Raw genomic sequence first — 12,620 nt, forward strand, 5'->3', positions numbered from 1 at the left:
TATCTTGTTCATTATTGGTTTGTTGGTTGGTGTAATATGAAATTGTTTTTTGTGGTTTATTTTTTCTAGTTTCCATACAACATCCCTCTATAAACATAAAACATTATTATTTAATTGTAGTGTAATCAATGAAGTTTGATAAAACTAATGGACGTTTGTTGAATTTCTTTTCAAACAAACGTGCTAATAATCGTTTTAGAGCTGCTTTTGTTTCTTTGATATCTAACTTTTTGTTTTTATCATAGAATAAACATTCACCCATTCGTTCTTTAAAAGTAGCTTCAATTTCTTCTACTTTTGAAAGTGAAAAAGGTCCATTGTTAACTACCCCATAGTATTTAAATTGAACACTATTAAGTAGTTTTTGACATTGTTTATCAAAGATAAAACTAATACTTACAACCCCGTTCTCACTCATTTGTAAACGTTCATAAATAACACCACTTCCCACATCAAGAGCATTATACATTGATAAGAATTTTTCTTCAATTGGAACTCTGTTTCTTTTTGGAAGTAAGTTTTTGTCTTCAACAAAGACTTGTTCACCATTATCAAGTGAGATTACTTGTTCATTTTTGATTCAAGATGAAGTAACAGCTTGTGTAAACTTCACTTCTTGTTTATAAAGTCCATTAATTGGAATTACATATCTTGGTTGTAATAAATTAACAACGTGTTTACAATCTTCATCAGATTGAACCATTCTTAAATAATCTTTTGGTAATAAAGAAAAATCAATGTCTTTTCTTCCTAATTCATCACATAAATTAGCAACTAACATTTCAATCCCTGCAATTACAGGAAACCCTAGTACAAAATAATCATTTGGATTAATTGTTAATAATTTATCTTCACCACCAATAATTTTCTTTAAACGATTAAATAAATTATCAGGATTATCAGCAATCACAATAATTGCCTTCTCTAATTTATTCATCTCAGCAATTGGAGTAGACATTAAATTCTTGTTGTTATATAAACCTTGCTTAATAACACTACTAAAGACATTAATAAAGTTGTTTGAATAAATAATAAATGGTTTAGTTTGTTGTTTAGCAATTGTTGCTAAAGTAAAAATACTATAAGCATCAGAACTATCAGAAGCCACAATTAAACGTTGATTAGCTTTATTTAAAGCATCTTCATAAAATGATTTGTTTTTATGACTTGGTGCTGTATATGCATTTAAACCAGATTGACCAGTTCCAATGATTAAAGCTAAAGTGTTGTTTTTTGTAATTGAATTTAAAAAGTTGATTTGTGAATCAAATGTTTTGTTTCGATCGTTTGAAATAATAAACTCATCAATATAAACAATTGCTCCATCTTCTGTTTTAAGTACATACCCATATGAGTGTGGTAGTGAGTTAGTAATTTTAAAAGCAGTTGTAAAAATTGAACCAACCTTTTTATCTTTAATTGGTTCTAGTTCAATAATGTTTGGTTCAACTTTTTTGATGTGAGATTTTTGATCAAAAACACGCTTAATAATACCAGCTCCGATTGAACTTGTATAAATTGGTGTTTTTGGATTAATTTGACTTAATAATAAACGTAAACCAGTAACATTTGCAAAACTCGGCGTTCCAACAAATATCCCTTTAATTTTTTTTGCATTAGCTTCTAAATAGCTAAAATCTGCAATAATTGCATTGATCCCTGAAATATCATTAGGTGGTAGCTTTACACCAGCATTAAATACGAAAATTTCGTCATTAACTTCAACAACAAAGCATGACTTATCCCGCTCATCTTGTCCACCTAATGCCAAAAAATTAATTTTTGCCATTATAGCTCCTTTTAAATAAATATTTAATTTTAGTTATAGATGTGTTTCTATAAATTAAAGAAACGCTAGTTTAATTATACAAAATAACTCCTTATTAACTCAAAAAATCAATTATTTAATGGTTTGTACAAATTAAGCTAATGGAGGGGTTATGAAAATAGTTAATCAAATTATTAATAATGAGTGTGGGATTTGTGTTTTAGCAATGATCATTAATCATTACAAAAAAAGCAAAATAACTAAAAATGAACTATTAGCTAAAGCTAATTTAAGTGTTAATGGAATTAGTGTTTTTGAACTAGAACGTTTAGCTAATGAATATAGCTTAAATGCTAGTTCATATGAATGTAAAGCTGAAGAAGTTTTTGAATTAGCTAAAGATGATTATTATGTTGTATTAGTTAATAAAGATAACTTAGCTCATTTTAATGTAATTAAAGTAATAAGTGATCAAAAACTTAAAGTTTATGATCCGAAGGATGGAGTTTATTATTGAGATCTAGATCAATTTAGTAAGTGTTTTTTAGGAGTATTGGTTCAATTTAATAAACAAAATGATGTTCTTAAAGTTACTAGTTTTGATCAAAGCTATCTTAAAAGTATAAGAGTGATTGATTTAATAATCATCTTCTTATTAGAATTAGTATCGATTCCAATCAGTATTATTATAAGCCGATATTTAAATTATGTAATTAACTTCGTGATTGTTCATCAAATCTTAAAGAACTTATTACAACTAAGTCTAGTTTTCTTCTTTTTCTTTTTAATCAATAGTTTTAAACAACTATTGTTTGATCTGTTTATAACAAAGCAAACCAATCGTATTTATATTACAATCATGAACTATATTAATAACCAATTAATGTATAAACAACAAAGTTTTTATGCAAAGACTAATATGGGTGAATTAAGTCAGATTCCATCTCATATATTAAGTATTATTAACTTCTTATTAGTAGTTAGAACCAAGCTTTATACTAATGTTTTATATGCTTGTGTTATTAGTGTGATCTTAGGATTAAATGATTGGTTATTGTTAAGTATTAGTTTAGGGTTTGTAATCTTAAATGGGTTTGTTGCTTTATTTAGTTATTTATATAACAAGAAAATGGCATCAGTTTTATTAAACCATTCCCAAAAGAACTTTATTAAATACCAAACATTCTTAAATCTAATTAAAGAAGCATTCTTTATTAATAAGAGTACTATAGCTAAAAATGATTATGATCAAGTCCAAGCAAATTTAATGAATGATACTAATAAAAGTACATTAGTTAATAGTCATTTTAAAACGATTAATAATATCTTTAATGCTTTATCTTTATTATTAATCACAAGTGTTTATGTATATTTAAAAATTAGTAAAAACCAGCCAATTGATGTTGGTAATTTAACCTTTTTATTGTTTTTACACCAGAACGTAAGTTCAGGAATTAATACTATTTTTGATTATTTAAATAATCAAGCATCATATCAACAAGCTAAGATGATTGTTGAAAAAGTATTATTTATGAACAATATTAACAGAGATGGATCAAGTTTAACTAAAATCGATTCGGTTCAAGTTAGTTGTTTTTCTAAAAACTATTCATTTGATGAACATACCTTAATTATTGGTCATAGTGGATCTGGTAAAACAAGTTTACTAAAAGCTATTATTCAATTTTATGAACCACACTTTAATGTTTATTTTAATCAGCAAAGTGCTTTTGATTTTGACTTCAAACAGATTGTAGATAAAGTTATTTATCAACCATCAACAATTAGTAATGTTGATTTTGATTTAGCTTATTTTATGAACCAGATTCCAGATAGTCAAATCGATATTGTTTTTAAGAAATTATCACAATTTACTAACATCAACTGAGAATTAGCAACTTCACAAGAATTAAGTGAACGACTTTCAATGGGGCAACGACAAATTGTTTCATTTTTAAGTTTACTAAAATACAAAAACAAACTACTACTTTTAGATGAACCATTATCTCATGTTGATGGAACTACTAAAGCTTTTGTACTAGTTCATTTACTTCCTATTATTAAAGAGAATAATTTAGTTCTTTATGTTTCACACGATAACTTATTAACTGATCATTTTATAAAGGTAGTCAATTTAAATGCTTAATAGATGAATTAGTATTGCACTTACAGCTACAATCTCTTGTACTGTTTTAGGAATTGGAATCGCTTTTGGTTTTAAAAACCAAAAATTCACAAGTAGTTTTTTAGAAACCAAACATCGTGTTTTTGAACTTGATAATAAAACTTATAACAAGATTAAAAAGTTTAAGAAATTACATGTTAAAATCAATAACTTCTCTTATTATATAAGACATCAATTAGTGTATGAAAATAAGAATAAATCACTGATTGCTTTAGATTTAAAACTAGATAGTAAAGAAAAAATAGTACCAGTGCTAATATATACGCACTCAGTACCGTTAATCTATGATTTAATCAACTTTTTATAGTTGTATTTTATTGTTAATTATTGATTACAAATATATTTGCTTCATTAGTTGATCCATTAATAATTAGTGTAATAGTAAAGTGAACAAAAAAGACTAATGATAATGAATCGATTCGATCTAATATTCCTCCATGTCCTGGTAGTATATTACTAAAGTCTTTGATATTAACAGCTCTTTTAGCAGCTGAGAAAATTAAATCACCAGCTGTACTTAATAAACTAAAAATTAATAAGATGATTGCACTTACTATTCATCAACCAGCTAAGTTTTTAGCATTTAGGATTGTAATTATTGATTTACTAAAATCAATACCATACCAATTAAAAAGCACATTTTCATATTTATTAATGCTTTGGTTTGGAATTGTAGTTAATATAGCAAGAACAATTAGAATTAAAATGGTTGATGCAACTGAACCAACAATTAACCCTTCAACACTTTTCTTAGGACTAATTTTAGGAGCTAATTTATGTTTAGCTAATTTAATACCACCAAGATAAGCAAAACTATCTGAAGCAAACACTACTAACATTAAAAGTAAAGTAGTAATTCAACCACGAACATAAATCGTGTACATAAAACCAATAAAGAAAAAGCTTACTAATGTATAAATAATTAAAGCTAAGATGTATTTTCTAACTTCTTGGGTTTTTAATATAAACATTAAGATTAAAATGATTAAAAAACCAAAAGCATAACTAATTCCAAGTGTTAGATAAAACAACAATAAAACTTGTTTGTATTCATAATCTGTTTTAGTCAGATCATAAACAAAAACTAAATAAGATAAGGTTGGTAAAATTGTTGTAACTAAAAAGATCGTTGTAATAATGAAAATATAGCGTTTGGATTTTTTAAAGAAAGCTTTAGAAAATTCAAAGCTAGCTATACAAATTATTGGAATTAAAAAAGCTAGTATTAAAAAAGCACAAATGGTTTGAAAAATCGGAATCTCTAAAACTTGTGATGGGGATCATTTATAGTTTTTTTCAGCAAAAAGTGCTAGTACAAAAATGATTACTAAAAACCCAACAATGTATAAAACAGATCTTAGTCTTTGTTTTAGATTCTTTTTTTGGTTTTGATCTAATTTGTGAATTTGCACAGTAATTAAATAGTTAAAATATCTTTTTCTTTATTAGCTAATAAACTTTCAATGTGTTTGTTAATTTCTTTTGTTAAATTATCAAGTTCAGTTTGAAAGTATTTTTTATCATCTTCAACAAGACCAACTTCTTTTTTGAATTTGTCTTGAGCATCTTGACGAATTCGACGAACTTTAATTTTTGCATCTTCAGCAATTGCTTTTGCTTTTTTAACTAAACCCTTACGAATATCTTCAGTTGGTGCTTGGAAAGTTAAACGAATAACATCAGCATCAACTTGTGGATTAATTCCTAAGTTTGATTCATTAATAGCTGCAGCTACATCTTTAATACTTGAACGATCATATGGTTTAATTAATAAAACTCTAGGTTCAGGAACTGAGATATTAGCTAGTTGGTTAATTGGTGTTTTCTCACCATAATAATCAACTAATAAACCATCTAAAATAGCTGGACTTGCTCTTCCTGTTCTTAATTTAATAAATTCATTATGAATTCAAGTATAAACATGTTCTACTTCGCTATTAATCATTTTTTCATATGGTTTGAAATCCATAAATAAACCTTCCTTTGTTTTGCTTATTTAGTAACAATTGTATGTTTAATTTTTTTATTTAAAACATCAACAATTGCATCCTTTTGATCAATATTAAATACAATTAGATCAATGTTGTTTTCTTCACATAAAGCAAGAGCTGTTTTATCCATTACTTTTAGATTTTCAGCAAGTGCTTGACTAAAAGTAATCTTGTCATAAAACTTAGCATCACTATGTAAATTAGGATCTTTATTATAAATCCCATCAACCCCATTTTTACCCATTAAAATGATGTTAGATTTTGTTTCTGCAGCTTTAATAGCAGCACAAGAATCAGTTGTAAAATAAGGAAAACCAGTTCCTGCAACAAAGATCATTATTTGATCATTATTAATTGCATTTTCAATGTTAGCTGTGGTTGCTTCTAATACAACTTTATCGCACTTAATAGCTGATAGTACAACACTATTTACATTTAAAGAGCTAAGAGCACTTTGGAATGCTAAACCATTAATGATTGTTGCCATCATTCCCATATTATCAGCTCAATTTCGATCAATATCTAACTCTTTAGCATTACACCCTCGTCAGATATTACCCCCACCAAGAATAATTGAGACTAAATATTTTTGACTAATTGTTTTAATCTGATTAGCTAATTGTAAGATCTGGTTAAAATCAATTACTGAATCACTACCTGTTTTTAAACAAGCACCTGAAATTTTAATAACAATTCGTTGTTTTTGCATTTAATTTCTTCCTTAATTGATAAAAATAGAAAGTTTTTATCACTTTCTATTTTTCTTATTTCTTCATTTGAGCAGCAACTTCTTCAGCAAAGCTTAATTCAGGAGCTTTTTCAATTCCTTCTCCAACTTCAAAAGAAAAGAAAGCAATTGGTTGAGTTTTGTTTTCAGCTAAATATTGTCCAATTGTTTTTGAACTATCCAAAAAGAATGGTTGATCTACTAAACAGTTTTCTTTTAAAATCTTGTTTAAACGACCTTCAATTGTCTTATCAGCAAACTTAACATCTTTTCCTTGTTCTTCAAATTCTTTAGCAACAAGGTTAGCAATAATTTCACGTTCAGAGTTTAATCAGTTAGGATCAACTTGTTCACGACTTAAGTATTTAGGACGCATTGCAGCTGCATGCATAGCTACTTTTCTAACTACTTCTGGATCAACCTTACTATCTACTAAAACAATTGCTCCAACTCTTTTGTTGTTGTGAGTATATGAACCAAGTGTTTGGTTTTCATTTGCAATTAATACTTTACCACGACGGAAAACAATTTTTTCACCAATAAAAGCAGTTAATTCTAAACCAGATTCAGCAATTGGTTTATTATTAATCACAAGTTTTTCAAAACATCCATCAGTTGTTACATCAGCTATTGCTTGATCTAAAATTGTGTTTGAGTATTCTAAGAATTGTTCATTACGAGCCACAAAGTCTGTTTGGCAGTTAACTTCAATTAAAACTGCTTTATTATCAACTTGTTTTGTTAATACTACCCCATCAGTTGCAGCATTCATTTGTTTGTTAGCAGCTTTAATTGCTCCATTTTCTCGTAATCAAACAATTGCTTTTTCAATATCATTATCAGATTTATCTAATGCTTTAATACATTCAGACATTCCTGCTTGTGTACGTTTACGTAATTCTTTAACTAACTCAGCTTTATTCATTTGTGTCACCTTATCTTAAATATCTTTTTTTGTAAATTCTAAAAATTACACTAATATATATTATATAAATAATAGTATTAAAATACAATCATTAATTAAATTAATTAATAAATTGCTTATGGCTTAATTACTCTTCTAAAATTACTTAAAATAATTCCACTAGCAACTGATACATTTAATGATTGAACACTCCCATACATTGGGATATTAATATTAATGTCTGAATTCTTTTGAATTAATTGACTAATTCCTTTGTTTTCATTCCCAACAACAAAGCAACTCTTCTTAGCATAATCAACAGTTTCATAACTAACACTATTTTCTAGTGTTGTTGCATAAATTCAAAAACCATGATCTTTAAGTTTTTGAATAATCATTGATAAATTAGCTACTTCAAATAAATTTAGGTAATTAATTGCTCCCATACTAGTTTTAATTACTAAATCATTAACTTTAGCTTGGTTGTTTTTCTTATAAAAAACAGCATCAACACCAAAGGCATCTGCACTTCTTAATATTGCTCCAAAGTTTCTTGGATCTTCAATACTATCTAATATTAAAACTAAACCAACTTCTTTTTGTTTAATTTCTTTTAATCATTGATCTAAAGTTAATTTTTCTTGTTTTTGAATTAATGGTTTAGTAGCTATGTATTGATGATTAAGAGTTTGATCAAATTGATCAAATCAAGACTTAGAAACAGTCTTGTAGTTGATCTGATTAGCTTGTAGTTGATTAATGATTTTTATTTGATCAGCTGATAAGTAAACAACATCAATTTTTTGTTGATTATTAATTAAATCAGCTAATGCTTTTTTACCAAATAAATATTGCACTATAGTACACCTTTTTGTTGTAATTCTAATCGAAGTTGATCTGCACTACTATAATCATTAGCATCAACTTTAGCTTTTCATTCTTTTAATAATTTAATATTTTCTTCACTATGGTTATTAGTGAATTCAATCCCATATACATCTAAACAATAAAGTAATTGGTTTAAAGCTAATAATAATTCATTAGCTTTTTCTTTTTGTTTAGCTAAAGTATTAATTTTTTTAATTAATTCATTAATGTATAATACCCCTTTTACTAAATCTAAATCATCAGCTAAAGCTTCATTAAAAGGAGTGTAACTAACTAATTGGATTTGATTAAATAAGTTAGAGAAGACAAGAGCATTTTTAGCGTTTTTAATTGCTGTTGCTATTTTTTTAATCTCTTGTTCATTTTGTTCCATAATTGGAATTGAATATTTAATTGGTTGACGATAGTTAGTTTGATAGAAGAATCAACGTAAAGTTTGATAATCAAATTGATTTAATATATCTTTAACTAACACGAAGTTATTTAAAGATTTAGACATCTTTTCATCATTAATATTAACAAGTCCAAAGTGCATTCAAACCTTAGCTAAATTTTTATTATATAAAGCATTATTTTGAGCATTTTCGTTTTCATGGTGTGGGAATTTTAAATCATTTCCACCCCCATGAATAGTTACTTGTTCACCAATAAAATGATTAATTAAACAAGAACATTCTGAATGCCATCCAGGGCGTCCAACTCCTCATGGTGTGTTTCAAGTAATCCCTTGTTTTGTTTTTTTTCATAAAACAAAATCATTATCACTTTTTTTAGCTTCAACTTGTTGAATTCTTAACCCTGCTATATCTTTATCTAAATCTCGTTTTGATAAATGTCCATAATTCTTAATTTTACTAGTATCAAAATAAACATCATCTTCTATAAAATAACCAGCACCAGCTTTAATTAATCGATCAATATAATCAATGATTTGATCCATATGATCAGATACTTTAGGTTTAATTGTTTCTAAGATATTTAACTGTTGATTAACTGTTAAATAAGCTTGGAAATAAAATTCACTTACTTCTAATTCTTTTAGATTATTAGCTAAAGCATAGTTGATGATTTTATCATCAATATCAGTAATGTTTAAAATGTACTTAACTTCTTTTTTTTGATGTTTTAAAAATCGATGTAAAACATCCATTGTAATTAATGGACGAGCATTACCAATGTGAATATGATTATAAACTGTTGGTCCACAATTATAAATTGATATCAACTCTTCATTTAGATCAATTAATTGGTTTGAATAAGAATCAAATAATTTCATAATTTCTCCTTTAGTAATGAAAAGATTTATTAGTTCTATATGAGATATAGCTTAAGATCGTAGCTACAAAAGCAACAACACTATATTTAATTAAATTAAAGATGGTATATAAAGTAAAAATACCAGCTCAGTAATCAGGAACATAAAGTAAATAAAGATTAGGCTTTTGTTCATAAAATGTTTTAGCAGCTAATATTGATGGATTTTTAATTAAATTAAAACTATACCAATAAAGCGGAGTATATAAAATCCCATTCATTATTACATTAAATAATAAAGTAATTACACTACTAATGAAGAAAATAATGCTTAAATGGATCATTATCTGTTTTTTAACTCTTAAATAATAAAGATGATAAAACAAGATTAATAAATGCATAAACAATAAGTTGTTTAAACTAACAACTAATAATCCAACCCAGTTACTACTATGCATTAAGTTTGAAATACATAAAAGAATAGTAGCTAATAGTGCATATTTATAACGCACTCTAAAAACTAAAACAGATAAACAAGCTAATGAAAAATCTAAACTTAAAAAACTAAACTTTAAAAAAGAAGATCCATAGCAAACTAATATACTAATTCCTAACACTAAACTACTAGTTGTATATTGTTTAATAATTACCCCAACTGGTTCATATTTTTTATTTCTACTAAAAGCTAGTTTTAGTTTTCTTTTAGCTGTTTCAAAATTCAGTTTCAATGATTTTAACTCCTAAACTTTTAGCTGTTTCTAATTTAGATCCACCATTAGCTCCAGCTAATAAATAATCTGTTTTCTTACTTACTGTATTAGTTACTTTAGCATCATAATAGTTTTCTAAAATAGCTTTAATTTCGTTTCGATTAATACTAAATGTTCCTGTGATCACAAAGGTTTTATTTTTATATTCTTCAACTACAACAATCTTATCATCATAATTAAAATGATCAATGTATTTAGTGTTAACATTAGCACTAATTAATTTAGAAATCAACTCTTGATTATATTTATTAGAAAAGAATTGTAAAATCGAATTAGCTGCTTTAATTCCACATGCATCAATACTTATTAACTCTTCATAACTAGCATTCATTAAAGCTGCTAAGCTTTTGAAGTGTTTAGTTAATTTAAGAGCTAAGTTTGGTCCAACAAACCTAATACTAAGAGCAGTTATTAATCGTTCTACTGAGTTATGTTTAGATTGTTCAATAGCATTAATTAAATTATTAAAACTCTTGTTTCTTATTTTAAAATCATAAGCAAACACAACTTCTCGTTGTTCATTTAAAGTATAAAGATCAGCTGCATCACTGATGATATTAGTTTCAAAGAATTTATTAATATTAGCTTCACTTAAACCTTCGATGTTCATGCAAGGTCGTGAAGTAAAATAAACTATTTTATTAACAACAATACCTTTACAATTACGTTCATTTAAACACCGTTGATCTACTTCATCATCAAACTTAACTAATTCACTACCACATGATGGACATTTAGTAATTGGAATATATACTTTACTATTTTCATTTCTTTTTGATAAATCAACACTATCAACATAAGGGATTACATCCCCTGCTTTATATAAGTTAACATAATCCCCAATTCTAATATCTTTTAAAGCAATAAAATCAGCATTATGAAGGGTTGCAAACTCAACCATACTTCCATCTAATAAAATTGGTTTGAGTTTAGCAACATACGAGATTCTACCTGTTCGTCCAACATCACAAATAATATCTAATAATTGTGTACTTACTACATTAGCTGGGAACTTGTAAGCAATTGCTCATTTTGGAAACTTAGAAGTAAAACCAATCTCATCATAAATTGATAAGTTATTAACTTTAAGTACCATTCCATCAATCATATAAGATAAAGAGTCTCTGATTTGGGTTGTTTGTTCTATTTGCTCTCAAACTTCTTTAATGCTACAACAATGTTTTATTAACTCAGATACTTTAAATTTATTAGCTTTTAAAAATTCTAAAGATTCTTGTTGGGTATTAATATTTAATTCTTTAGCATTTACTAAATAATAACAAAAGGCTTTAAGGTTTCGGCTTGCTGCTACACTATTATCTAATGTTCTTAAACTACCTGCAGCTGCATTCCGTGGATTAGCAAACTTCTTATTAGTTTCATCAATACTATCATTAAGTTCTTTAAAGTCTTCATAAGCCATGAAGACTTCTCCACGAACTTCAATTTCATAATCCTTATATTTATCATCAATATATAATGGAATATCTTTAATCGTTTTAACATTTAAAGTAACATCTTCACCTTGAACACCATCGCCCCGAGTAATAGCTTTATATAAACGACTATTTTTATAAATTAAAGAAATACTTAAACCATCAATTTTAGGTTCAAGAATATATCCTTTTAGATCAAGATTGTAAGCTTTATTATCTTGATCAAACTTTTTTAAATCATTTAAATCAAAAGCATTAGCTAATGAAAGCATTGGATATTTATGAACAACTTTTTCAAATTTTGACGAAACAAAACCACCAACACGCACTGTTGGTGAGTTAGCTTGTTTATATTGGGGATATGCTTTTTCAAGTTCAATTAACTCTAACATTGCTTGATCATAAACATGATCAGGCACAGATGGATTATTTAAAGCATAGTATTCATAATTTCATTGGTCTAATTGTTGAATTAAGGTTTTAATTTGCTCTAGAATTTGTTGACTCATCTTCAGACCCTTTATTTTAAAAACATCATTACTTAAAGTAAGTATATTTTAAAATTTTAACATAATAAATAATGTTAAAATAGGATAAGAAAAGGAAATTAAAACCAATCTATTTTTAAGCTTATTTATATTGTACTTAAATGGATTTCTGTATCATTTAAAGATGTTAATTTATCAATTAAAATAAA

The 12,620-nt window shown here is 26.6% G+C and carries 11 protein-coding genes; 2 read left to right on the forward strand and 9 right to left on the reverse strand.

The window, feature by feature from the left end; genetic code table 4:
- Positions 1–106: 106 nt before the first annotated feature.
- On the reverse strand, positions 107–1,789 hold the full coding sequence (locus UDIV_RS01135; RefSeq protein WP_038102123.1) for a ribonuclease J: 1,683 nt from the start codon (positions 1,787–1,789) through the stop codon (positions 107–109).
- Between the two features lie 151 nt (positions 1,790–1,940).
- Here UDIV_RS01135 and UDIV_RS01140 point away from each other — a divergent pair, with 151 nt between their 5' ends.
- Together UDIV_RS01140 and UDIV_RS01145 are read left to right on the forward strand one after the other, a co-directional pair.
- On the forward strand, positions 1,941–3,914 hold the full coding sequence (locus tag UDIV_RS01140) for a cysteine peptidase family C39 domain-containing protein (protein ID WP_038102124.1): 1,974 nt from the start codon (positions 1,941–1,943) through the stop codon (positions 3,912–3,914).
- A complete protein-coding gene (locus tag UDIV_RS01145; protein ID WP_038102125.1) occupies positions 3,907–4,260 on the forward strand; it encodes a hypothetical protein in 354 nt (117 codons plus the stop codon). The genes UDIV_RS01140 and UDIV_RS01145 overlap by 8 nt, the downstream gene beginning before the upstream one ends.
- A gap of 13 nt (positions 4,261–4,273) precedes the next feature.
- On the opposite strand, the gene UDIV_RS04720 is transcribed toward UDIV_RS01145, so the two are convergent.
- The 8 genes from UDIV_RS04720 to ligA all read right to left on the reverse strand — a co-directional run bounded on the left by UDIV_RS04720 (position 4,274) and on the right by ligA (position 12,432).
- A complete protein-coding gene (locus UDIV_RS04720; protein WP_038102126.1) occupies positions 4,274–5,365 on the reverse strand; it encodes a phosphatidate cytidylyltransferase in 1,092 nt (363 codons plus the stop codon).
- A gap of 5 nt (positions 5,366–5,370) precedes the next feature.
- Positions 5,371–5,922, reverse strand: a complete 552-nt coding sequence (gene frr / locus UDIV_RS01155; RefSeq protein WP_051749382.1) for a ribosome recycling factor — start codon at positions 5,920–5,922, stop codon at positions 5,371–5,373.
- A 23-nt stretch (positions 5,923–5,945) separates the two neighbouring features.
- The gene (pyrH, locus tag UDIV_RS01160) at positions 5,946–6,653 is read right to left on the reverse strand and encodes a UMP kinase (RefSeq protein ID WP_038102127.1); all 708 of its coding nucleotides are present in this window, start codon (positions 6,651–6,653) and stop codon (positions 5,946–5,948) included.
- A gap of 55 nt (positions 6,654–6,708) precedes the next feature.
- A complete protein-coding gene (gene tsf, locus UDIV_RS01165; protein ID WP_038102130.1) occupies positions 6,709–7,596 on the reverse strand; it encodes a translation elongation factor Ts in 888 nt (295 codons plus the stop codon).
- Positions 7,597–7,712: 116 nt separating this feature from the next.
- Entirely contained in the window at positions 7,713–8,432 is a 720-nt protein-coding gene (rlmB, locus tag UDIV_RS01170) for a 23S rRNA (guanosine(2251)-2'-O)-methyltransferase RlmB (protein ID WP_038102136.1), read from the reverse strand.
- Entirely contained in the window at positions 8,432–9,739 is a 1,308-nt protein-coding gene (cysS, locus tag UDIV_RS01175; RefSeq protein WP_038102139.1) for a cysteine--tRNA ligase, read from the reverse strand. Before cysS ends, rlmB begins: the two co-directional genes overlap by 1 nt.
- Before the next feature lie 10 nt (positions 9,740–9,749).
- Positions 9,750–10,445, reverse strand: a complete 696-nt coding sequence (locus tag UDIV_RS01180) for an MPN527 family putative ECF transporter permease subunit (RefSeq protein WP_051749383.1) — start codon at positions 10,443–10,445, stop codon at positions 9,750–9,752.
- Positions 10,420–12,432, reverse strand: a complete 2,013-nt coding sequence (ligA, locus tag UDIV_RS01185; protein ID WP_038102142.1) for an NAD-dependent DNA ligase LigA — start codon at positions 12,430–12,432, stop codon at positions 10,420–10,422. Before ligA ends, UDIV_RS01180 begins: the two co-directional genes overlap by 26 nt.
- Between the last annotated feature and the right edge of the window lie 188 nt (positions 12,433–12,620).

The organism is Ureaplasma diversum NCTC 246, from assembly GCF_000731915.1.
Taxonomy (GTDB): domain Bacteria; phylum Bacillota_I; class Bacilli_A; order Mycoplasmatales; family Mycoplasmoidaceae; genus Ureaplasma; species Ureaplasma diversum.